General features: G+C 57.2%; 20 protein-coding genes. 18 read left to right on the top strand and 2 right to left on the bottom strand.

Annotated elements, in window-relative coordinates; translation table 11 throughout:
* The first annotated feature begins 96 nt into the window (after nt 1-96).
* The 11 genes from ugpC (at nt 97) to ASF29_RS19470 (ending at nt 12633) form a co-directional block, all read left to right on the top strand.
* Nucleotides 97-1158, top strand: coding sequence for a sn-glycerol-3-phosphate ABC transporter ATP-binding protein UgpC (gene ugpC, locus ASF29_RS19520; RefSeq protein WP_062452294.1), 1062 nt, complete (start codon nt 97-99; stop codon nt 1156-1158).
* 60 nt (nt 1159-1218) lie between these two features.
* Nucleotides 1219-2880: an extracellular solute-binding protein gene (locus tag ASF29_RS19515; protein WP_062452293.1), complete on the top strand. Its 1662-nt coding sequence runs from the start codon at nt 1219-1221 to the stop codon at nt 2878-2880.
* A 101-nt stretch (nt 2881-2981) separates the two neighbouring features.
* Nucleotides 2982-4091 (top strand): sugar ABC transporter permease, encoded by a 1110-nt coding sequence (locus ASF29_RS19510; protein WP_062452292.1) that lies wholly within the window; start codon nt 2982-2984, stop codon nt 4089-4091.
* A gap of 11 nt (nt 4092-4102) precedes the next feature.
* A complete protein-coding gene (locus ASF29_RS19505; protein WP_062452291.1) occupies nt 4103-5026 on the top strand; it encodes a carbohydrate ABC transporter permease in 924 nt (307 codons plus the stop codon).
* 8 nt (nt 5027-5034) lie between these two features.
* The gene (rbsK, locus tag ASF29_RS19500) at nt 5035-5955 is read left to right on the top strand and encodes a ribokinase (RefSeq protein WP_062452290.1); all 921 of its coding nucleotides are present in this window, start codon (nt 5035-5037) and stop codon (nt 5953-5955) included.
* Between the two features lie 228 nt (nt 5956-6183).
* On the top strand, nt 6184-7155 hold the full coding sequence (locus ASF29_RS19495) for a TIM barrel protein (RefSeq protein ID WP_062452289.1): 972 nt from the start codon (nt 6184-6186) through the stop codon (nt 7153-7155).
* A 76-nt stretch (nt 7156-7231) separates the two neighbouring features.
* Nucleotides 7232-8296, top strand: coding sequence for a substrate-binding domain-containing protein (locus tag ASF29_RS19490; protein ID WP_062452288.1), 1065 nt, complete (start codon nt 7232-7234; stop codon nt 8294-8296).
* Nucleotides 8297-8356: 60 nt separating this feature from the next.
* Complete coding sequence (locus tag ASF29_RS19485; RefSeq protein WP_062452428.1) at nt 8357-9883, top strand: sugar ABC transporter ATP-binding protein; 1527 nt, start codon at nt 8357-8359, stop codon at nt 9881-9883.
* Nucleotides 9884-9899: 16 nt separating this feature from the next.
* Nucleotides 9900-10877, top strand: coding sequence for an ABC transporter permease (locus ASF29_RS19480; protein WP_062452427.1), 978 nt, complete (start codon nt 9900-9902; stop codon nt 10875-10877).
* The gene (locus ASF29_RS19475; protein ID WP_062452287.1) at nt 10874-11749 is read left to right on the top strand and encodes a MurR/RpiR family transcriptional regulator; all 876 of its coding nucleotides are present in this window, start codon (nt 10874-10876) and stop codon (nt 11747-11749) included. The genes ASF29_RS19480 and ASF29_RS19475 overlap by 4 nt, the downstream gene beginning before the upstream one ends.
* Nucleotides 11746-12633: a ribokinase gene (locus ASF29_RS19470; RefSeq protein WP_062452286.1), complete on the top strand. Its 888-nt coding sequence runs from the start codon at nt 11746-11748 to the stop codon at nt 12631-12633. The genes ASF29_RS19475 and ASF29_RS19470 overlap by 4 nt, the downstream gene beginning before the upstream one ends.
* Before the next feature lie 182 nt (nt 12634-12815).
* On the opposite strand, the gene ASF29_RS19465 is transcribed toward ASF29_RS19470, so the two are convergent.
* Nucleotides 12816-13553 carry an SDR family oxidoreductase gene (locus ASF29_RS19465; RefSeq protein WP_062452285.1) on the bottom strand — a complete coding sequence of 246 codons (738 nt, stop codon included), beginning with the start codon at nt 13551-13553 and terminating at the stop codon, nt 12816-12818.
* 97 nt (nt 13554-13650) lie between these two features.
* Here ASF29_RS19465 and ASF29_RS19460 point away from each other — a divergent pair, with 97 nt between their 5' ends.
* The 7 genes from ASF29_RS19460 to ASF29_RS19430 all read left to right on the top strand — a co-directional run bounded on the left by ASF29_RS19460 (nt 13651) and on the right by ASF29_RS19430 (nt 20648).
* Complete coding sequence (locus ASF29_RS19460) at nt 13651-14541, top strand: AraC family transcriptional regulator (RefSeq protein ID WP_062452284.1); 891 nt, start codon at nt 13651-13653, stop codon at nt 14539-14541.
* A gap of 395 nt (nt 14542-14936) precedes the next feature.
* Nucleotides 14937-16622 carry a molecular chaperone HscC gene (locus ASF29_RS19455; RefSeq protein WP_062452283.1) on the top strand — a complete coding sequence of 562 codons (1686 nt, stop codon included), beginning with the start codon at nt 14937-14939 and terminating at the stop codon, nt 16620-16622.
* Entirely contained in the window at nt 16619-18040 is a 1422-nt protein-coding gene (locus tag ASF29_RS24745; RefSeq protein WP_062452282.1) for a hypothetical protein, read from the top strand. The genes ASF29_RS19455 and ASF29_RS24745 overlap by 4 nt, the downstream gene beginning before the upstream one ends.
* A 56-nt stretch (nt 18041-18096) precedes the next feature.
* Nucleotides 18097-18678 (top strand): nicotinamide riboside transporter PnuC, encoded by a 582-nt coding sequence (gene pnuC, locus ASF29_RS19445; RefSeq protein WP_062452281.1) that lies wholly within the window; start codon nt 18097-18099, stop codon nt 18676-18678.
* Nucleotides 18678-19643 (top strand): AAA family ATPase, encoded by a 966-nt coding sequence (locus ASF29_RS19440; protein WP_062452280.1) that lies wholly within the window; start codon nt 18678-18680, stop codon nt 19641-19643. The genes pnuC and ASF29_RS19440 overlap by 1 nt, the downstream gene beginning before the upstream one ends.
* A 246-nt stretch (nt 19644-19889) precedes the next feature.
* A complete protein-coding gene (locus tag ASF29_RS19435) occupies nt 19890-20186 on the top strand; it encodes a BON domain-containing protein (RefSeq protein ID WP_062452279.1) in 297 nt (98 codons plus the stop codon).
* Nucleotides 20187-20288: 102 nt separating this feature from the next.
* The gene (locus tag ASF29_RS19430) at nt 20289-20648 is read left to right on the top strand and encodes a hypothetical protein (RefSeq protein WP_062452278.1); all 360 of its coding nucleotides are present in this window, start codon (nt 20289-20291) and stop codon (nt 20646-20648) included.
* 48 nt (nt 20649-20696) lie between these two features.
* Here ASF29_RS19430 and recQ read toward each other — a convergent pair whose 3' ends face one another.
* Entirely contained in the window at nt 20697-22505 is a 1809-nt protein-coding gene (recQ, locus tag ASF29_RS19425; protein WP_156462738.1) for a DNA helicase RecQ, read from the bottom strand.
* Nucleotides 22506-22549: the final 44 nt, after the last annotated feature.

Raw genomic sequence — 22549 nt, 5'->3', positions numbered from 1 at the left:
ATGATGATGGCGAGTGCGGCTGGCGGGCTGTACTCGCTCATTTACAGGGAGGCGCACTGTCGCGGGGAGTGCGACGCCGTGGGAGGAGAGCAGCTTTTGGCATCGATGAACATCGTCAATGTCGGAAAAGCCTATGGAAGCCTGACGGTGATCCATGGCGTTTCCGTTGAAATACCCGACGGCGAATTTGTCGTTCTGGTGGGGCCGTCCGGCTGCGGAAAATCGACCCTGCTGCGCATGGTGGCAGGGCTCGAACCGATTACATTTGGCGATATCCAGATCGACGGAAAGGTGGTCAATGACTTGCCTCCGAAAGATCGCGATATCGCCATGGTGTTCCAGAGCTACGCGCTCTATCCGCACAAGACGGTGGCCGAGAATATGGGCTTTGCGCTGAAAATGCGTGGAGAAACGAGGGCGGATATCGACGCCCGCGTTCATAAAGCTGCTGAAATCCTTGACCTTACGCCTTATCTGGCCCGCTACCCGCGCCAGCTTTCCGGCGGTCAGCGCCAGCGTGTGGCGATGGGACGTGCGATTGTGCGCGATCCCAAAGTCTTCCTCTTCGATGAGCCACTGTCCAACCTCGATGCCAAACTGCGCGTGCAGATGCGGGCTGAGATCAAGGAACTGCAGCGTCGTTTGGCGACGACCATGATCTATGTGACGCATGATCAGGTTGAGGCCATGACCATGGCAGACCGTATCGTCGTGCTGCGGGACGGACGCGTGGAGCAGATCGGCTCGCCGCTCACGCTGTATGATAAGCCCGCAAATACCTTCGTTGCCGGTTTCATCGGTTCTCCATCCATGAACCTCATCAAGGGCTATATTCGCGGTGTCGCTGAACCCTATTTCGAGACGGATGATGGCATTCGCCTGCCGCTGTCGCGCGCGCCTGCCAACTCGGATGGCAAGTCTGCATTTTACGGTATTCGGCCGGAGCATTTCACGCTCGGCGGTGCTGTCAGCGCGCAGGTGACGGTGGTGGAATCGACCGGCTCTGAAACGCAGGTCTTTGCCAAGCTCGGCCAGCAGAAAATCATTGGCGTGTTTCGTGACCGCGTGGAAGAGCCCGCGGGCGGCACGATTGCGATGACGCCGAATGTTGCGCTGGTCCATCTTTTCGATGGGGAAAGCGGGCTGAGGCTGGAATGAAATCTTTTCGTCGCGGCGAGGAGAAACGCGACGATATCTAATCAACGGGAGGAGAACCGCATGAAAGTCAGTGATTTCGAGAGAATGATGGCGATCGGCTTGAGCCGCCGTGCCATCTTGAAGACGGGCGCAAGCCTTGGTGCTGTGGCCGCCGCAGGTAGTATGTTGGGTCCGTTTGGAGCAGCTTACGCGCAGGACGCATCCTTGCGCACGCAGATTTTGCAGGTGCCGGGCGTTGGCAAGGGCTCTCCAACCGATGCCGATTGGCAGAAGGTTGGCGAGATGTGCCTGGAAGCGACGAAGAAGAACGTCAAGCAGGGCGAATTTGCCGGCGTCGAGCTGTCCTTCATGGGCCTCAACAACCAGAATCTTCATAACGTTCTGTTCCGTGGCTTTCTGAAGCCATGGGAAGAATATACCGGCGCCAAGATCACCTGGATCGATCTGGCGCAGGCGGATTACAATCCGCGTCTGCAACAGGCCATTGCGACTGGAACAGTCGATTTCGACATTCTGGAAATGGGCGCGCCGTTTGAGGGTGATGTCTGCGGCAAGGGGCTGGCTTCCGAGATGCCAGATTGGGTCAAGGCCCAGATCGACATGGACGATTATGTCGACTACCTGAAAGCACCCGTCGGGACGTGGGATGGCAAGACCTACCGCGTGTCCGTCGATGGTGACTGCCACAATTTCAATTATCGCACCGACTACTTCACCGATGCCGACCTTGCCAAAGCCTGGAAGGACGAGGGCCATGAGGGCGAGTGGGGCGTGCCGAAAACCTGGCAGAAGGTTCAGGAAGTCACCAAATTCCTCAAGGGCAAGACGGTCGCCGGTGGGGATGCGATTGGTTATCTCGATGCGCCAAAGGCCTGGGGCGGTTTCGGCTTCTACTTCCTCGGCAGCCGTGCCACGGCCTATGCCAAGCACCCGGATGACAAGGCGTGGTTGTTCGACGCTGACACGATGAAGCCGCGCATCAACAACCCTGCCTGGGTTCGCGCCATTCAGGACGTTATCGATGCCCTGCCATCGGAAGCGGGTGACCAGTTGAACGCCGACCCCGGCACCACGGCTTTCCAGCAGTTTTTGGCCGGAACCGGCTCGATGGTCTCGTGGTGGGGTGATGTGGGGGCTGCCGCGCGCACAAGCGACAGTTCTGTTGTGGGCGATACCATCGGCTTCGATATTCTGCCGGGTTCTGACGATGTCTATAATTCAAAGACCGGCAAATGGGAAAAGCTTGCCAGCGGCCCGAACCATGCGCCGAACATGGCCTATCTCGGCTGGGGCGTTTACGTCATGTCGCGGGTCGATAGCGATGAGAAAAAGAAGAAGGCGGCATGGAGTGCGGCGGCCCATCTGGGCGGCAAGGACATCGCGCTATGGACAGCGGCCTACCCTTCCGGCTTCCAGTGCTATCGCAAGAGCCAATTCGACATCAAGGAATGGGTGACGGCGGGTTATGACGAGGCGTTCATTTCGAACTACCTCGCGTCTCAGTCCAACTCCTATAACCACCCCAATGCTGCCATCGAGCCGCGTATTCCCGGTATCTTCCAATATTACAGCATCGCGGAAGACGAGCTTGCGAAGGTGTTTGCCGGTCAGGCCAGCGCTCAGGCCGGAGCGGACGCTATCGCTGCCGCGTGGGAAAAGCTGACGGATCAGCTTGGGCGCGACAAGCAGATTGCACTCTATAAGGCCTCGCTCGGGGCATGATGCCCGGTGCAGGCTTCTAGTTTGCAATCGTTCAGGCGGCGGGGTTTCGCCGCCTGAGCCACGAAGTCTTCCATTCGGCTCACCAGCCCAGAGGTCTGCCCATGTCGCATACGATCACGCAAACCATCAGCCCCGTGGAACGGACCATCGTTCCACCCAGCTCCGCGCGGCGCGGAAAGCTGTTGCTGGTGGCCGCGACGGTGCTGCTCTTTGGCGTTCTTCTCGCGCAGATAACCGACGTTGCGGGTATCTCGGCCTTTGGCTTCGTCAGCTGGCGACCGCTGCTGTTTGCCTACATCATCTGGGCGGTTGCGCTATGCGCAGCGCAGGTGATGATCCGCGGGGAGGCGGGCCAGCGGGCGGCTTTCGTGCTGCCTGCTGTTCTCTTTACTGTCGCCATGGTGGTCTTTCCCACCGTCTTTGGCCTCTATATCGCCTTTACCGACTGGAACCTGAGTGCGGTGGCGGGCCGCCGTTTCAACGGGCTGGATAATCTGCGCACGCTGTTTTCGGATCGCTATTTCTGGAACGCGCTGCTGAACATGGTCTATTATGTTCTGTCGGTGCTGGTGCAATATGCCATCGCCTTCGGCTTGGCAATGCTGCTCAACGCGGAGATCAAGGCGCGCAAATTCTTCCGTGTCGCCTTTCTGCTGCCGCTGATGCTCAGCCCCGTTGCCGTCAGCTGGATGATTGGCAAATCGCTGATGGAATATCGTTTCGGACCGGCGGCGACGCTTGCGCGACATCTGGGCTGGGACAATCCGGCATTCTTCTCGACGCCATGGCTGGCGCGGACCTCGATCATGGCCATGGATGCTTGGGTGTCCATTCCCTTCATGATGATCCTGCTGCTGGCGGGCCTTCAGGCTTTGCCTTCCGAAATCAAGGAGGCGGCGAAGGTGGATGGTGCGTCCGGCTGGCAGAGCTTCAAGGAAATCACCTTTCCGCTGATGCTGCCGGTCAGTATCACCGTCATCATTCTGCGCATCATCTTTCAGCTGAAGCTGGCCGATATCGTTATCAACGTGACCGCTGGCGGGCCAGGAGGGGCGACGGATACGGTGTCCAGCTTCATCTTCCGCGAATACCGTGACCGTTCCAATGTCGGTTACGGCACCATGCTTGCGGAATTCTATCTCGTCATCATCATCATTTTCGTCGCGCTCATCCTCAAAGGGGCGAGCCGGTGGATGCAACGCGACAATTGAGGCTGAAGTCGATGGCAACACATGTTGAAACATCCACCCCACGACCAAGCCTCTGGTCCCGCCGCCCGCAGTTTCTGACCAGCAGTCTGCTGATCTATGCTGCCTTGGTGTTCTGGGCTTTCGTGTCGCTGTTTCCAATCTACTGGACCATCACCACATCCTTCAAGACGGCAGTGAATGTCACGCAGGGGCATCTCATTCCCTTTGTTGACTTCACCCCGGACTGGAAGGGCTGGCGCTCACTGGGTCTCTCGCCCGATACGATCTTTGCGCAATCGACGGTTCGTGATGAATTCATCCGCCGCTTTATCAACAGCATCGTGGCCTCCGCTGGCGCATCGTTTCTGGCCGTGTTGATCGGCTCGCTGGCGGCCTACGGCCTCAGCCGGTTTTCCTACAAATTTCTCTGGATGAAGAACAAGGACATATCTTTCTTCTTCCTGTCGCAGCTCATCCTGCCGCCCGTGGTTTTGGCGATGCCGTTTCTGGTTCTCTACAAGCACCTGATGCTGCTCGACACACTTGTCGGCCTTATCCTCGTCTACACGCTTATGGTGCTGCCCATCGTCATCTGGATCATGCGCGATCAGTTCGACACGATCCCGGTGGAGCTTGAGCAGGCGGCGCTTGTGGATGGTTGTTCGATCTGGGGCGCGTTTTTGCGCATCGTTCTGCCCATCGCCTTGCCCGGCATGGTCGCGGCCTTCATCCTTTCGGTCATTCTGTGCTGGAACGAATATTTCTTCGCCGCGCTGCTGACGAGTTCGAACGCCAAGACGCTGCCGGTCATGGTGGCCAGTCAAACCGGGTCGCAGGGCATCAACTGGTGGTCGATGGCGGCGATTGCGACGGCGGCCATCATGCCGCTCGTTCTGGTCGGCATCTTCCTGGAGCGTTACATTGTGAAGGGTCTCACCGCAGGGGCCGTAAAATGAGGTCTGGAATGAAATCTGGCATTTCCATTCTTGGTATTTTCGTTGCCGATACCGCCTATCTCGCACCCCGCATGCCGGCTTTGGGCGAAACCATTACCGGCAGCGGTTTTGCTGTCGGTCCGGGTGGCAAGGGCTCCAATCAGGCCGTTGCTGCGGCGCGGGCCGGTGCTGATGTGTCTTTCATTTCCAAGATTGGCCGCGACACATTCGGTGACTTGGCGCTGAAGACCTATGAAGAGGCTGGAGTGACGGCGAAGCTGACGGTCATGGACGATCAGCCGACCGGTGCCGCTTTCATCTACGTCAACGACGGCACCGGAGATAACGCCATCATCGTTTATGCGGGAGCCGCGGGCACGATTGGTGTTGCCGATGTGGAAGCCGCGCGCGATACCATTGCGCAATCCTCCGTGTTCGTCACCCAGCTGGAGCAGCCGGTAGAGGCTGCGCGCTATGCGCTGGAAATCGCGCGCGGTGCAGGTGTCACGACGATTTTCAATCCAGCCCCGGCAGAGGCCTTCCCGGAAGACATTTACAGCCTTTGCGACTTCATCATTCCCAACGAGACGGAGGCTGCCGCACTTGTCGGTTTTCCCATCGATACGATTGATGATGCCGAACGAGCTGGTGACATTTTCCTGTCTCGCGGTGTTGGAGTGGCCATCATCACACTTGGCGGGCGTGGCGTGTTGTTTCATGCGCCGGGGCAATCCGCGCATGTGCCCGCCGTATCCTGCGGTCCGACCGTCGATACGACCGGCGCGGGGGATGCTTTCGTGGGTGGTTTTGCGGCTGCGCTTTCGCGTGGTGCGGGGCCGCTTCAGGCGGTGCGATTCGGTTGCGCCACTGCCGGTATTGCCGTGACCCGGCGCGGCACGGCGCCTGCAATGCCGATGCTTTCTGAAATCGAGGCCGTGATGGCGCGCTGACGCCAGCGGATTTGGCTGCGTAACTCGTGCATGTCATGCCTAAGCCATTGAGGGCTGCCGGAATTCCGGCGGCTGGATTTCGCGCGTCTTGATGGCGCGGAACAGGGTCGAAAAGTGGCGTGCCCAAAACGAAATGATGCGATGCACAACATATATAGCTTTACAAAATAGTTTTAATTTGTGAAGTTACGATAACAACGACCGAAGTGAGCAAGACCAGTGACCCAATTGAAATTCGCCACCCGACTGAATTCCTTCGCCTCGAAGCCTGCTGCCGAGTGGCCTGATCTTTCCGGCAAGCCGACCATGCTGCAGATGTCAAAGCGTGCTGCGAAGGTTGATGGTCTGACGGATCTAGATCTGAATTATCCCGACCATGTGGCCGATGATCCGGCACTTCTTGCGCGGCAGATCGGCGATCTAGGCCTTGCGATCAATGGCTTTGCCATGCGCTATTACACCAATCCGGCTTTCAAGATTGGTGCTTTTACCAATCCTGATGCGGCTGTGCGGCGTGAAGCGATTGATCTGACGAAGAAGGGCATCGACGCTGCGCGCGCTGCTGGCAGCAACCTGATGACGCTGTGGCTGGGGCAGGATGGTTTCGACTACGCCTTCCAGGCCGATTATCACACGCTGTGGCAACACGAGATTGATGGAATTCGTGAAGTTTGCGCGCACGACCCGGATTGCCTCGTCAGCATCGAATACAAGCCGAACGAGCCGCGTTCCTATAGCTTGATGCCCGATTGCGCGACCACGCTTCTGGCCATCAAGGATGTGGATATGCCCAACCTTGGCGTGACGCTGGACTTTGCCCACGTTCTCTACGCCGACGAGCAGCCTGCATTCGCGGCAGCCCTGATCGCCCGCTACAGCCGCGTCCTCGGCGTCCACCTGAACGACGGTTACGCCAAGCGTGATGACGGCCTGATGGTTGGTGCTGTTCACACGCAGCAGACGATCGAGCTTCTGCGCCAGATTCGCAAGGATGGTTATGATGGCGCAATCTATTTCGACACATTCCCTGACATGACGGGTCTCGACCCGGTTCACGAATGCGAAGTCAACATTCAGACCGTCAAGCGGATGTTGAAAGTGGTGGATCGTATCGAGCAGGACAATCGCCTGTCCGGTGCGATTGAACGTCAGGACGCCGTTTCCGCGCAGGCCGTCATTCAGGAACTGATGCTCGGCTGATCTGCGCAAAAAATCCAAAACCTCGTCACAATGCATGCCGAAGGCGTGCGGACACATTCCATCTGGGAGGAAACCGATGAAGACCTTTTTGAAGACGACACTTGCTGCCGGGCTTGCCGCCAGCTTCCTGTTCAGCGCAGCCTTTGCGCAGGAACTTGCGCCGCTGAATTCCGATACGGAAAAGGATCGCATGGACTGGTCGCAGCTGGAAGCCAAGCTCGGGCCTTTCCCGAAATTGCCTGAAGGCACCAAGGCAGGTGCGGTTTCCAAGACGCTAACCAATGAATATTGGCGCTCGCTGGGTCTCGGATATGAAGCTTTCGGCAAGAAGGTCGGTGTTCCCGTTGCCTATCAGGCCGCGCAGAGCGAAGGCGATCAGCTGGGTCAGTTGACGATTGCCGAAGGCATGATCACGCAGGGCTATAATGTTCTGCTCGTTTCGCCGCAGACGGATGCCAACCTTCAGCCGGTTATCGAGCAGGCCAAGGCCGCCAATATTCCTGTCGTCAACGTCAACGACGCCGTGATCCCACAGGCTGAACATTATGTCGGCAACGTCCAGCGCGATAACGGTGTGCGCGTGGCCAAATGGTTTATCGAAAACCGTCCGCAGGGCGGCAAGGTTGCCATTGTCGAAGGACAGGCCGGTGTTTATGCCGCCGTGCAGCGCACGGATGGCTTCAAGTCCACGATCACTCAGAACGACAAGTTCCAGGTCGTTGCCAGCGTTCCCGGCAACTGGGACCGCCAGACATCTTACGATGCTGCCACCAACATCCTCAACCAGCATCCTGACCTGATTGGTTTCTACGCCAACAATGACGGCATGGCGCTGGGCATTGTTGAAGCTGTCAAGGCAGCTGGCCTTGCAGGCAAGGTCGCGGTGTTTGGCACGGATGGCATTTCCGACGCTTATGCCTCCATCAAGGCGGGCGAACTGACAGGCACTGTTGACAGCTTCCCGGTTCTGACCGGCGAAGTTGCGCTTGAGACAGCGCTTCGTCTGGTGGCCGGACAGAAACTGCCCCGCGTTGTCGCCACGCCGCAGGCCCTCATCACCAAAGACAATCTTAGCCGCTATCAGGGCCAGGGCGTCGATGTGCGCTCCGTGCTGATGGAAGACGCCAAGACTGCCAAGTGATCAATGCTCAAGGAGATGCCGGCGAAACCCAGCATCTCCATCCAGACTGAGAGGTGGAACATGACGCCACGACTGAAATTCGAGACGATTTCCAAGAGCTTTCCCGGCGTCAACGCGCTGACGGACGTTTCGTTTGACGTCGCTCCCGGCGAAATCCATGGACTTCTCGGTGAAAACGGTGCTGGCAAATCCACGCTTTTGCGCATTCTTTCGGGCGTATTTCGCCCCACATCCGGCACCGTCTTCGTGGATGGGGAGGCCGTTGCCTTCAAGAAACCGATGGATGCGCGTGCCGCCGGTATCGCCATGATCCACCAAGAACTTCAGCAGGTGCCGCATTTGAGCGTCGCCCAGAACATGTTTCTCGGACATTCACTGACGCATATGGGCGGCATGTTCGTGTCCCGCCGCGAGCAGGAAGCCCGCGCCGCCGAAGCGCTTGCGATGATCGACAAGACTATTGATCCGTCAGCACCGATATCGTCACTGAAGGTCGCGCAGCGCCAGATTGTCGAAATCGGTCGCGCGCTTCTCGACAAGGCGAAGGTCATCGCCATGGACGAGCCGACATCGAGCCTGACACCAAGCGAGTTCGATCGTCTGGCTGAAGTCATCGCCAGCCTGTCGCAAAGCGGCGTTTCCATTATTTATGTGTCGCACAAGATGGATGAGGTATTTCGCATCTGCCAGCGCTCCAGCATCATGCGCGATGGCAAGCTTGTGGACATTGTGGACCTTGCCAAGGTGTCTGAAACCGATGTGATCGCCAAGATGGTTGGTCGCGAATTGATGCAGGAAGAGCATAATTCCTTCGTCACCAATACCTTAAAGCTCGAAGCCAGAAACCTGTCTTCAGCCACTAGAATTCGCGACGTCTCCTTCACGCTGCACAAGGGCGAAGTTCTCGGCATTGCCGGGCTCGTCGGCTCTGGCCGCACAGAGCTTTTGCGGCTGCTGGCCGGTGTCGACCGCTTAAGCGCCGGATCGATCAGCATTGATGGCAAGGAGCAGAGCTTCGCCAATCCGCGTGATGCCATTGCCGCCGGTATCGGGCTGGTGCCGGAAGAGCGCAAGCGGGAAGGCATCATTCCCTTGCGTCCCGTCGCCACCAATATGGCGCTGGCCTCACTCAGCAGTTTCTCGTCTGGCGGTATGATCAACAATTCCAAGCTTCGCAGCACCGCGAAGGATTTGCTGAAGCGCGTAAATCTCCGACCCTTCCAGCTGGATCGCCCGATCCGCCTGTTCAGCGGTGGGAACCAGCAAAAGGCGATCATCGCGCGCTGGCTGGCGGCGAAGTCGCAGATCCTGCTGTTCGATGAGCCGACGCGCGGCATCGATGTCGGCGCCAAATCGGAAATCTATCATCTGATCGAAGACCTCGCCCGTGAGGGCCATTCCGTCATCGTCGTATCCTCAGAACTGCCGGAAGTCATCCGTCTATCTGACCGCGTGCTGGTCATGCGCGAAGGGCGGATTGCCGCAACCATCGAACGCGAACAACTGAGCGAAAGCGCGATTGTCGCGCATGCCATTCCAGGGGCGAATGCCGATGCGGATGACGCGCGCATTGCGCGACCCGTGTGAACTTACAGGACAGTCCATGACCAGCACTTCGAATGCACCCGCCACCTCCGCTCCGGCCTTCCGCCGCTTCTCGTTTTCGCTGCGCGATGCGGGAACGCTGATCGGCCTCATCGTCATCATGGCGGTGTTTGCCGCATTGGTCCCGGGCTTTATTTCCGAGAGGAACCTCGTCAACATTCTCCAGCAGTCCAGCATCAATGCGTGCCTTGCGCTCGGCATGACGCTGGTCATCATCTCCGGCGGCATCGATCTGTCGGTTGGCCCGACGGCTGCGATATCTGCTGTCGTCACCGCCAGCCTGCTGGTTGCGGGCACGCCGATAGCGCTGGCAATCCTCGCAGGTCTCGGCGTGGGCGTTCTCTGCGGCTTTATCAACGGCGCGCTCGTTGCCTATGTCGGCCTGCAACCTTTCATCGTGACACTCGGCACGCTCAGCACTTACCGGGCCATCGCGCTGATCTATACGGGCGGCAATCCCGTTCTCGGTATTCCCGCCGGGTTCCGCTCGCTGTTCAACGGCAATCTCTTCGGCATCCCAACACCCGTTCTGATCGTCGCCGTCGTTGCCATCGCTGCATGGATTCTACTCAAGAAGACGCCGATTGGCGAATATCTGATGGCAGTTGGCGGCAATGAAGAGGCGGCCTATGTCGCTGGTGTTCCCATCGCGCGAACCAAAATCACGGCCTATGTGATTTCCGGTGGTTTGGCCGCACTTGCCTCGCTTATCCTCATCGGTCGCCTTGGCGCAGCTGAGCCCATTCTTGGCAATCTGTGGGAACTGGATGCCATCGCAGCAGCGGCCATCGGCGGTGCATCGCTTATGGGCGGCAAGGGCAGCATTCTCGGTACCATTCTGGGCGCCATCATTCTGGGTGCAATGCGCAATGGTTTGACGTTGATGAATGTTCAGGCCTTCTATCAACTGCTCGCCACTGGCCTTATAATCCTCGTTGCCATGATGATTGATCGTGCGACAAGGGGAAGAGAATGAATTCCGAAAGCTTCGACACAAAGGCCGTCGGCCCACGCATCCGCATGATGATGCCATTGCTGACGCCACTCGAAGCGAAGGTTGTCGATACCGTGTTCGCCATGCGTGACTTCAGCGATGAGACATCGCTAAAACAGATCGCAGACGATGCCGGTGTGTCGGAAGCCATGGTGGTGAAGATCACCAAGAAGCTGGGCTTTGCCGGTTATCGCGATTTCCGCACCGCCGTCAGCCAATATAACCGCCAGCCGACAGCAGAAATGCATCAGGAGCTTTCCGTCGATGATACGTCGCAGGAAATCGTCCAGAAGGTCTTCCGCACCTCTATCCATGCCCTGGAAGAAACGCTGTCTATCATCGACATGGTGGCGTTCGACAAGGCCGCAGACCTCATCCATGGCGCGAAGCATCGGGATTTCTATGGCGTTGGTGGTTCGGCGCAGATCGCACGGGACGTCGCCCATAAGTTCCTGCGCATCGGCGTGCGCGCCAGCGTGTTTGACGATGTGCACATGATGCTGATGTCTGCAGCGCTTTTGTCTGAAGGCGATATCGCTATCGGCTTTTCCCATTCGGGCAACACAACGGCTATTATCGAAGGGCTTCAAGTCGCCAAGCGCAATGGCGCGCAGACGATTGCGGTTACCAATTACAACTCCTCCGCCTTGGCGCAAGCCGCCGATGTCGTCCTCTGTTCCACAGCACAGGGCTCTCCCCTGATGGGTGAAAACGCAGCGGCACGCATCGCACAGCTGAATATTCTCGACGCCGTGTTCATGGCGGTCGCGCAACGCGACTACCAATCGGCTGAACGAAATCTTGACCGGACCATGTCTGCCGTCAAATCCAAACGGAAAGATAAACCTTCATGACATCCTCGCCTCTCGTCACTGTTTTCGGCAGTCTTCATTACGATATTGCCGTCATGGGGCCATCACGGCCACGCAAGGGCGAGACGGTGACAGGCACGTCATGGCATCCCAAAAGCGGCGGCAAGGGTGGTAATCAGGCGGTTTCGGCAGCACGCACCGGCGTGGCGACATCCATGATCGGAGCGGTCGCCGATGATGATTTCGGGCGGTTCCTGCTTACCAATCTGAAACGCAAAGGCGTCGATCACAGCTTCGTTCGGCGAGACGCATCCCAATCCACCGGCATGAGCGTTGCCATTTTTGATGACGAGGGCGATTACGGTGCTGTTATCGTCTCCGGCAGCAATCTGACGCTTGGTGAAGCCGACGTGAGCGCGGCTCGCGAGTTGCTGTCAAAGACGACACTGCTCGTCCTCCAGAATGAGATTCCCGATGCGGCCAATGTCGTTGGTGCAAAGGCCGTCAGGCAGGCCGGTGGCCGGGTGCTGATCAATGCGGCGCCTGCGCGCGCCCTGTCCAGCGATCTCCGGCCGCTGATCGACATCCTCGTCGTCAACGCCATCGAAGCAGAAATGCTCGCAGGCGTTCCGGTCGTGGAAACGCTTGAAGGCGCGCTTGAAGCTGCAAGGAAGCTCGCGAAGGTCTATCCAGAGGTTGTTGTCACCGCAGGCGGTTCAGGCGTTGCCTATGTCAGTCATAACGGGGAAGAAATTGCCATCGAAGCCGTCAAGGTGAAGGTCGAAAGCACGCATGGGGCTGGAGATGAGTTCATCGGCGTCCTCGCTGCAGAAATTGCATCCGGTAAAACGATGAACGACGCTCTTCAAAAAGCAAATGCAGCCGCAGCAACGCTTGTCGGCACACCTGAAGCAAACCGGATTTAAGCCCACTCCATCAGTCCGTTTAGAAAATGCGTCTCATATCAACGAAACGAGCGTCGAAAATACTGATAAAATCAGCGGTTTTACGGGTATGCTTTGCGTTTCGGAGCCTCGTATGATCGTGAGTTCATCGCGATGGCCCTTTAGCACATGAGAGGCCGTCCGTTTGGTAACGCTTCGCCAAACTAATCCTGTGCCGCAGGACGAACCACAACGCTCCCGATTTCGACGTCATCGGGCTGCTCGATTGCGAATGCAATAGCTCGAGCAATTGCGTCCGGGGAAATCGCTATCTCGTCCTTGCGCTTGTTCATCGCCTCTCTCGCACTCAGTTCCGTAACAGACGACGTCACGAACGTTGTGTCGGTAAAGCCGGGTGATACTTCCGTGACCCGGAGGTGCCCTCCGGATTCCTGCCGCAAAGCTTCCGTGGCGGTGCGAAGCGCATTCTTGGTCGCCGCATACACACCCATTGTAGGCACAATCTTCAATCCAGCGGTAGAAATCACATTCACCACATGTCCGCGCTTTTGCCGCTCGAAAACCGGTAGCGCTGCCGCGATCCCGTAAAGCGCTCCGCGGAGGTTGACGTCGATCATCGCGTCCCAATCCTCAACGCGCAGGGCGTCAAAGCGCGAGACCGGCCCGATGCCGGCGTTGTTCACTATCACGTCCAGCCGCCCGAATTCGATGATGGCTAGATCGACGAGGGCTTGCAGGTCTGATCTTTGCCTTACGTCAGTCGCGCGAAACTTCGCCTCACCGCCCGCAAGTTTGATTTCATCTGCAACTGAGGCCAATTCGTTCCCGTTTCTCGCGCCGAGGACCACCCGAGCACCACGACTTGCAAGCAGAAGTGCGGCCGACCGACCGATGCTGCGTCCCGCCCCAGTGATGGCAATGACCTTGTCTTGAATATTCATAAGAAAGCTCCTTTGATTTCGGAGTTCAGAATACGATCGACCTGCTGGATGTTCTATGCGTGTATGACCGTAGTTTTGTCGCGAAAGGCCAAAAGAGATGCGCGATCCGTTTTCAGAGGTACTTGTTTCACTGGGTACGCGTAGTGTCCGGGGTACGAGCCTCGAGGCTGGGGGAGAATGGGCGTTATCGTTCGACGGTCGCGATCGGCTCAAGTTCGTTGCCATCAGACGAGGTCATTGTTGGCTGCTTCTGCCCGGTCTCGCTCCTGAACTTCTGCAAGAGGGTGACGTCATTCTGCTTGCCGACACCGTTTACACGATTGCGAGCGAACCCGGCGTAACTCCAGTTGACGGCATGTCGCTTTACGCTTCGCCTGGTCAAAACTTGGTGCGCCTTGGCACTTCATCCGAAACCGTGATGATTGGGGGAGGGAGCGCCTTCTCCGAAGGAAGCGGCTGGTTCGTTCTCGATGCACTTCCAAAGTTCATGAGAGTGGATCCAAAGTCCTCAAGCGCACAGGCAATCGCACGAACGTTGGGTGCTTTGTACGATGAAGCGAGCAGCGACGCCGTGGGTGGTTCGCTTGTTGCGGAAAAGCTGGCCGAAATCCTCGTTATTGAGGCTGTTCGAGCATACATCGCTGACGGCGCCTCACTTGGAACAGGCTGGATCGCGGCCCTTGCCGAACCTCGCCTGGCAAACGCGATCAAGCTGATGCATGACAATGTCGCCCGGCGGTGGACGGTTGAAGCGTTGGCCAAAGAGATTGGGATGTCCCGTTCATCCCTGAACTTTCACTTCTCGCAGCGCGTCGGCTTGCCACCACTCGCATATCTGACGCAGTGGCGGATGATCCTGGCCGACAGAAAGCTCGCCATGGGTGCCGCAGTGTCAGAGACTGCGGCTGAGGTTGGCTATCTCTCGCAAAGTGCATTCACGCAAGCGTTCAAACGAACATTCGGTAGAACACCGCGTTCGCGCCAATGATTTAGCCTGGACTTTGAAATCGCCCGGGTATGGGTACGGCCCGTTCAGGCGATAGCTGCTTGGACGATGTGGTCCTTTTAGCGTTCCATCGCCAACAAGCGATGGGCACGTCGCGTTCGCAACGGTCCCATATTCTCGATGCGTTGCTGCGAAGAGCTCATTTCTTGGAGTTTGTGAGCGCACCTGATTTCCGGTCGCGCATGCTGCGCAGGCAACGGCGGTTCATAATATTTTATCATTAGCCTTATTGCGTTTTAGCGATGTGACAATGTTCGAGCGTCAGGCAGGTGAGATGGATTGGAGCATGGCCTCTCGATTGTCTTTTTGGGGTTGACACGTAGAGGCTGCAAGTGGTGTTTTCGCGTCGCAAAGAGCTTACGCGACTGGAAGCACGCATGATCGTCGGCATTGATCTTGGAACGACAAATTCGCTGATCGGGACATTCGAAAATGGACGCCCTGTCCTGTTTCCCAATGCCAGTGGACTCACCTTGACGCCGTCGGTCGTCAGCTTTGACGACAATGGGGTCATCGTAGGTGAAGCGGCGAAGGACCGGCTTGTTACCCACCCGGATCGCAGTGTTGCCACTTTCAAGCGATGGATGGGAACAGCGCGCGAAACACGTCTCGGCGGCCAGGATTTTCGGCCTGAAGAACTGTCTTCCTTTGTTCTGCGAAGCCTGATTGGCGATGCCGAAGCTGCGACCGGTCGTAAAGTCACGGAAGCCGTTATCTCGGTGCCTGCGTATTTTTCCGATAGTCAGCGGCAAGCGACCCGTCTGGCAGCCGAGATGGCGGGACTGAAGGTGGAGCGGCTGATCAATGAGCCGACAGCAGCGGCGCTCGCATATGGTATGCAGGACAGAGAAGGCGAAAGCCGGTTTCTGGTGTTCGATCTGGGCGGTGGCACGTTCGACGTATCGATTGTCGAGATATTTGACGGCGTCGTTGAGGTTCATGCCAGTGCCGGTGACAATTTTCTCGGCGGGGAGGATTTCCTTGATCTGCTGATGAATGCGGCCGCGGCAGACCTGAAGCTCGATCTCGATAAAATATTGCCCTCCGAACGCCTGCAACTGCGCCGCCGGATGGAGTTGATCAAACGACAGCTTTCCGGCACGCAGGAGGTGGTGCTGGAAGCGAAGATCGGCGATCGCGACATCAGATGGTCGATTGATCAGGAACGGTTTGAAGTTTTGGCCGAACCGCTGCTCGCGCGCTTGCGCAGCCCACTCGAGCGTGCGCTTCTCGATGCCAAATTAGGACCGGATGATCTCGACGACATCGTAATGGTTGGCGGCGCAAGCCGCATGTCACCGGTTATCAAGACTGTGACCCGTCTGCTTGGGCGTTTGCCGCTACGTCACGTCAACCCCGACGAGGTCGTGGCCCATGGTGCCATCGTTGCAAGTGGGCTCAAAGGGCGCGATGCCAGCCTGCGGGAAGTGATCCTGACCGATGTCAGCCCATACACTTTGGGCACCAATATCTCACGCCAGGATGTCAGCGGGCAGTTCCAAGGGGGCTATTTCCTGCCACTCATCCCCCGCAACAGCACTGTTCCGGTAAGCCGGGAGGAAGAATTCTGGCCGGTCAACAAGGCTCAGACCACGATAACCTTCGGTATCTATCAGGGTGAACATCCCATCGCCGACAAGAACATTTTGCTCGGTGAGCTGAAGGTTCCTATCCCTCAAGCTCAAAACGCCGCCGACCGCGGTGTCATTGCCCGATTTACCTATGACATCGATGGTATTCTTCAGGTCGAGGCTCGGGTTAAAGCGACAGGCGCTTACCACGAGATCGTCATCGAACGCGGACAGACGGGATTGAGCGAGGCGGAGATCCGAGAAAGGCTGGCCAAGCTGGCGGCGATCAAAGTACACCCGCGTGAGCAGCAGGAAAATCTCGCGCTGATGGCGAGGACAGAGCGCCTTTATGAGGAAAGACTGGAGCACCGGGAGATGTTGCAAAACGCCATCATGCATTTCAACGGTGTGCTGAACACACAGGACGAAAGGCAGATTGCCCGGTTCCGAGACGATCTGGTCAGGGTTCTCAGTGAAATCGATCCGAGATGACCCATCCGCTGGTTGCTTTCGATCTAGATGAGGAGGCTGACGAAAGAGCCGTCAAGCGTGCCTATGCCAAACGGTTGAAGGTAACGCGGCCTGACGAAGACCCTGTTGGGTTCCAGGCATTGCATCAGGCTTATCAGCAAGCATTGGATTTCATCCGCTGGCGCGACCATCAGCACCAGTCCATGCATACGGTTGCAAACGACACTTCGACTTTGCCGCTGGAAAATATGGGTAACGACCCCGAAGCACAGCGAATGCCGCATCCCGGCACCGGGCCACTTTCCGATCCGGTCGACCGCCCGCTTGCGGATACGACGCCAGTCGAGGAAACTTCGCTACTGCCTGCAGAGGACGTTGCGCAGGATGGAGAATTCACATTTTCCATATCGGATTTCGTGGACCCTTTGCTGCAAGAAAGCCAGCATCGTGATCCCAATCGTTTTCGACAGTGGTTGCGGGAACGCATGGCCGATTGGCCGTTGACCTCCAAACCAGTTCTTGCCCGTGCCATCGCTGAACATGTGTTGGAACATCAAGTGCCTTTGAAACCAGATCGCTTCGATATTCTGGTGGAGGAGCTTGGCCTCAACGATGTCCGCAGCGGGCTGGTCGATCCGATGCAGCTTGCTTACTATAGGGAAGGGTTGGTTCTTGACTCGCAATTTATTCCTCCAGTCCGTCGACCTGGCTGGTGGAGATCTTCGATCATCGAACTTGTCTGCCTGGCTGTCTTTTGTCTGGGTGGTCTGGCGTTGATCGCATATTCCGCCGCAAAGACACCGGTACCGAAGCCAATTCCATGGTATGTGTCGTCATCGCCAAGCGATGGCCCGATCAGTACAAGTCTTTTGCCCGGAGCCGATCCGGAGGCGCGTCGCCTCATCGAGCAAGCTTCCACGGCATCGGACGGACAGGTCGTCACAATACTGGATCAGGTGATTGAGCGGTTGTCGGAGCGCTCGGAACTGGCGAACGAGCGTCTGCTGGCACTTGCGTTGTATAACAAGGGCCACAAGCTGCAACACACGGATCGGTCTGCTGCTTATGCTGCCTATGGTCAGTTGCAGAGACGCTTCGGCACGAAGCAGGATGTGGATATCGGCGTGATGGTCGCTGCCAGCTATGTGAACATGGGCCACGAAGACTTCGAAACAAATCGTCTCGAGACGGCGCTGGAGCCTCTCAATGCCGTTATCGAACTCTACCGCAGCATCAACGAAGGACCAATCGGGCGCCAGGTTCTTGAGGCAATGGTTCTACAGGCTGAGACCCTGATTGCGCAACGAAAACCAGAGGACGCAAGGCGTAAACTGGACGAGATCGATGCGAGAGTAGGGCTGTCTAGCGATCCTGCCTATCCCGGATTTAAGGATACCACAAATACGCTGCGGTCCGAATTGGCTCCACCACAAACCTGATCCGCTCCGGAGGCATCTATATTCCCATGACGCAAATCCTAGAGTTCCTGCATGGAATGTTCGGCACGCGCGCGATAGAAATTACGGCGACGATATTGGGGCTGATCAACGTCGCATTGATTATCCGGCGCAGCATATGGAATTATCCCTTCGGCATTGCCATGGTGCTGCTTTACGCCTGGATTTTCTACGATGTTCGCCTCTACAGCGACGCGCTTTTGCAAATCTTTTTCCTAGGCATCCAATTTTTTGGCCTCTTCATCTGGCTTGCGGGGCGGGCCGATGATGGTTTGGTGGAGGCGATCGATCTGCCGTATCAGGCGGGTTTGGTTTGGGCCCTCGGTGCTACTGTCGGGGCCGCGGCATTGGGATATATCATGGCAACCTACACGGATGCGGATTTTCCTTATTGGGATGCGTTGACGACTGTTTTGAGCGTGGTTGCACAATGTCTTCTCGCTAAACGCTATGTGCAGACCTGGGTGGTGTGGATTGCCGTCGACGTGCTCGCAATCGGTCTTTATTGGACAAAAGACCTTGGGCCCACGGCAGCGCTCTATTGCGTCTTTCTCGGAATGGCCATTGCCGGTCATTTCAGTTGGCGGCGCTCCATGAAACTAAGCGGGCAGCCGGTCTGATGACGACACGCGGTTTTCTTCTCGGAAAATTCCTGCCACCGCATGCTGGTCACATCTTTATGTGCAACACGGCAGCCTCGCTGTGTGATGATCTGACGGTTCTCGTCTGTTCGCTGGACAGTGAGCCAATAGACGGCAATCTTCGGTACCAGTGGATGAAGCAGTTGTTACCGCAGGCTCGTATCATACATTTTTTCGATGACGTGCCACAGGAGCCGAAAGATCATCCCGATTTCTGGTCCATCTGGCAGAAAATCTGTCGCGAGGCGCATCCCCAACAGATCGACATCGTGTTCGGATCAGAGCCCTATGTGGTGAAACTTGCTGACGTGCTTGATGCTCGGCCTGTCGTGATCGATCCCGACCGCCTTGCTTTTCCGGTCTCCGGAACTGCCGTGAGGGACAACCCTTTCGCACATTGGGATATGGTGCCGGGTCCCGTGCGGCCCTACTACCAACGACGAGTGGTTCTTGCCGGGGCGGAGAGTACCGGCAAATCAACGCTTGCAAAGCAATTGGCACAGCGTTTGGGAACGCGCTATGTCCCGGAATATGGGAGGGTCTTTGATGCGTTTCGCACAGGCGATTGGCAAAGTGAGAGTTTTCTGCAAATCGAAGCTGGCCATGGCGCAATGCGCCGCGCGATCGCGCCGCACGCTGGGCCGGTCCTGATCGAGGACACGGATGAACTCGTGACTCGTGTATGGGAAGAGGCGCTGACCGGCAAGCGACCACAACGCGCCCGGCCAAGCCAGCTTGCCGACATCTATCTATTGCTCGACACGGACCTGCCGTGGCGGGACGATGGCACACGATATCAGAAGGATATTTCGTTCCGAGCCGACTTCCAGAAGTCGTTGGAGCGAGAGCTTCGCGAGGCTGGTGTTCTCTGGAAAACTGTCAACGGAACCGGCGAAGACAGGCTTGAAAATGCGTTATTGGCTCTGGAGGGCGCGATACTATAAGCCTCGTTTCGAGAGAAAGCGTTCTGAACTCCAATCGCTGATTGCTGATGGCGTTCGTCTGTATCGCTCAAGACGGGTTCTGAAAACGGAGTGGCGTTCAAGCACAATTGCCTTTTCTTTTGTCGCCTCAAAGGTGAACTGTACGTCTTTGCCACCACGCGGGGTAGCTTTCTTTCCATTTGGCGCGTTTTCGCCTCTGTGATCCGGAACAGGAAGCGAGAGTGAATACTTGTTCATCTGACATTCATGTTTCCGATGGAGCCGGTCATGTTCTTGAGCAGTATGTATGACAGCAACAGTTTCAGCTTTGGTTTTGGTGGCAGCGCCAGCGCGCGTTGCGCTGCAATTGAAGCGGAGCTTTGTTATCTTCCAAATTTCTCAGGCCATGAGATCGTGGTTTATGCAGAAGGCCGATGTGTGGTGATAACCGGCTATGTCGAACGGGAAATCGATTTTTACCGGGCGCTCAATATCGCGCACGACATTGCCGGGGCTGACAAGGTGGTCTTTCGTGTCAGCCTTGGCACAGCGGCGTCCGCCTGACGCATAGTGTTCGTCACACACGATCGGGATTGCTTACCGTTTCAGACGCGTTATATTTCCCAAGCGACGAGAAATAGCTTGGGAGGGCGTTTCATGAGACGTATGTGGCCAGACGAATTCAACTTCATCTTGAAGGACGCGCAGGAGGTTACCCTCAACGTGCCTTCGCACGATGCTTCAGAGGCCCAGGGCCAAGCAACGCGTCGACAAGCGCTCAAAGTTCGCATGAGCCAGGAAGACTATGAGCGCATCTGGCCGCTTGCCGAAGCACGCTATAGGGTTCAGGGCGATCTCTCCGGAAAAGCCATCACACTGATTGCCAATAATCCACATTACCAGAAATGGCACCCTGTCGATGGTGGGACAGAAGAGGACATGTCGGATAGCGGCAAGCCGTTTCAGACCAAATATGTCGTGGCGCACTTCCTGCTTGATGACGTCAGCGAAAAAGCTGACGCCTGATTTCGCACAGGATTTGCCTGTTGCTCCTGGAATATAGCAATCTTTGTTCTATTCGGAAACGAACCCTGCGATAACCTCCAGAAAGGCAGGGCCGTAACGATCGAGCTTGGCCTCGCCAACGCCGGGCACTCTTGCCATCTCTGCACGGGATGTCGGCCTCGCGCCTGCCAGCTCGATGAGTGTCTTGTCGTGAAAAATGACGTAGGGCGGCAGGTTCTGGGTCTTGGCAATTTCCATGCGGCGTTCGCGCAGGGCCTGGAATAGGGCGGCATCTTCATCCGGCACGATGGGTGCCGTGCGGCCGCTGCCATTGCGGTCACGACTCGTTTTGCGCGCGGCTTGCGGCTTGCGAAGCATCAGCTGTGGTTTTTCCCGCAGAAACTGTCTTCCCGTGTCAGAAATCGATAGGCCACCATGTCCTGCGAGATCGACTTCGATCAGGCGTGCGGCAATCAGCTGGCGCAGAATCGCACGCCATGTTCTGTTGTCGTATTCAGTCCCAATGCCGTAGGTGCTGATCTTGTCGTGGCCGAAGCGGGTAATGCGATCATCCTCGGCACCCAAGAGCACGCTGATGATATAGGCTTGGCCGAAGCGTTCGCCCGTACGGTAAATGCAAGACAGGATTTTCTGGGCTGCAATGGTGCCGTCGAAGACCTCGGGTGGCTCGGCGCAGGTGTCGCAATTGCCGCAGGGTTCGCAATGATCACCGAAATAGGACAGCAGCGCTTGCCTGCGGCACCCCGCCGTTTCTGCCAGACCCAGCAATGCATCCAGCTTTTGCCGTTCCATATGTTTGCGCTGGTCAGGCGCATCCGAGGTTTCGATGAAGCGGTTGCGCAGCGCGATGTCTTCGGATCCGTAGAGCATCAGCACATCGGAGGGCAGGCCATCGCGCCCGGCGCGGCCGGTTTCCTGATAATAGGCTTCGATGCTGCTGGGGAGGTCGATGTGAACGACGAAGCGCACATCCGGTTTGTCGATGCCCATGCCGAAAGCGATGGTGGCGACCATGATGATGGCCTCTCCGTGCTGAAAACGGGTCTGGTTTTTCTCGCGCTGCTCGCGCTCCATTCCCGCGTGGTAAGACAGGGCATCATAGCCTTCGGAACGCAGCCATTCTGCCGTTTCCTCGGTCTTTCTTTTCGACAAGCAATAGATGATGCCGCTTTGATCCTGATGGTCCCGCAGGAAGCGTTTGACCTGCGCGCGCGGATTATCCTTTTCCATGATGGCATAGCGAATATTGGGGCGGTCGAAACCGGCGATGAAGGCATCGCTGCCCTCGATGCGCATATGCTCGAGGATTTCCGCCCGCGTCGGCTCGTCTGCCGTGGCCGTCAGTGCCATGCGCGGCGTATCGGGAAAACGCTCGATCAACATGTCGAGTTGGCGGTAGGGCGGACGGAAGTCGTGACCCCATTGCGACAGGCAATGGGCCTCATCGATGGCGATGAGCGACAGGGGGACATTCTCCAGAGAATCCAGCACATCCGGCTTCAGCAACGTTTCCGGCGCGGCATAGAGAAGGCTGACTTTGCCGGCGCGGATATCGGCCCATAATGCGCGGCGCTCATCCGGCAGAAGATTGGAGTTGAGTGCTTCCGCCCGAACGCCAGCCTGACGCAGGGCGGCAACCTGATCGACCATCAGCGCGATCAATGGCGAGACGACGAGGCCCATGCCGGGGCGGGAGAGGGCGGGAATCTGGTAGCAGAGCGACTTTCCACCACCCGTCGGCATCAGCACGAAGGCGTTGTTGCCTGCGATGACGTGCTCAACGATATCGGCTTGCTGTCCGCGAAACGTGTCGTAGCCGTAGATGGTCTTTAGAATATGGAATGGATCGGTATTCAAGGGCATCTTCTTCGAGATTCGGTTGCCCGGCACCTCATTCCATA

It is taken from the genome of Rhizobium sp. Leaf262 (assembly GCF_001422245.1).
Classification (GTDB): domain Bacteria; phylum Pseudomonadota; class Alphaproteobacteria; order Rhizobiales; family Rhizobiaceae; genus Agrobacterium.
Note: the sequence above shows the minus strand (reverse complement) of the source record. Positions and strands in the feature narration are given on the sequence as shown.

Excerpts from the sequence above, each read along its gene's own strand:
- ASF29_RS19485 (WP_062452428.1), top strand. The coding sequence starts at position 8,357 with ATGACGCCACGACTGAAATTCGAGACGATTTCCAAGAGCTTTCCCGGC.
- ASF29_RS19465 (WP_062452285.1), bottom strand. The coding sequence starts at position 13,553 with ATGAATATTCAAGACAAGGTCATTGCCATCACTGGGGCGGGACGCAGC.
- ASF29_RS19490 (WP_062452288.1), top strand. The coding sequence starts at position 7,232 with ATGAAGACCTTTTTGAAGACGACACTTGCTGCCGGGCTTGCCGCCAGC.
- ASF29_RS24745 (WP_062452282.1), top strand. The coding sequence starts at position 16,619 with ATGACCCATCCGCTGGTTGCTTTCGATCTAGATGAGGAGGCTGACGAA.
- ASF29_RS19455 (WP_062452283.1), top strand. The coding sequence starts at position 14,937 with ATGATCGTCGGCATTGATCTTGGAACGACAAATTCGCTGATCGGGACA.
- ASF29_RS19435 (WP_062452279.1), top strand. The coding sequence starts at position 19,890 with ATGTTTCCGATGGAGCCGGTCATGTTCTTGAGCAGTATGTATGACAGC.
- ASF29_RS19430 (WP_062452278.1), top strand. The coding sequence starts at position 20,289 with ATGTGGCCAGACGAATTCAACTTCATCTTGAAGGACGCGCAGGAGGTT.
- pnuC (WP_062452281.1), top strand. The coding sequence starts at position 18,097 with ATGTTCGGCACGCGCGCGATAGAAATTACGGCGACGATATTGGGGCTG.
- ASF29_RS19515 (WP_062452293.1), top strand. The coding sequence starts at position 1,219 with ATGAAAGTCAGTGATTTCGAGAGAATGATGGCGATCGGCTTGAGCCGC.
- ASF29_RS19460 (WP_062452284.1), top strand. The coding sequence starts at position 13,651 with ATGCGCGATCCGTTTTCAGAGGTACTTGTTTCACTGGGTACGCGTAGT.
- ASF29_RS19480 (WP_062452427.1), top strand. The coding sequence starts at position 9,900 with ATGACCAGCACTTCGAATGCACCCGCCACCTCCGCTCCGGCCTTCCGC.
- ASF29_RS19475 (WP_062452287.1), top strand. The coding sequence starts at position 10,874 with ATGAATTCCGAAAGCTTCGACACAAAGGCCGTCGGCCCACGCATCCGC.
- ASF29_RS19440 (WP_062452280.1), top strand. The coding sequence starts at position 18,678 with ATGACGACACGCGGTTTTCTTCTCGGAAAATTCCTGCCACCGCATGCT.
- ASF29_RS19505 (WP_062452291.1), top strand. The coding sequence starts at position 4,103 with ATGGCAACACATGTTGAAACATCCACCCCACGACCAAGCCTCTGGTCC.
- ASF29_RS19510 (WP_062452292.1), top strand. The coding sequence starts at position 2,982 with ATGTCGCATACGATCACGCAAACCATCAGCCCCGTGGAACGGACCATC.
- rbsK (WP_062452290.1), top strand. The coding sequence starts at position 5,035 with ATGAAATCTGGCATTTCCATTCTTGGTATTTTCGTTGCCGATACCGCC.
- ASF29_RS19470 (WP_062452286.1), top strand. The coding sequence starts at position 11,746 with ATGACATCCTCGCCTCTCGTCACTGTTTTCGGCAGTCTTCATTACGAT.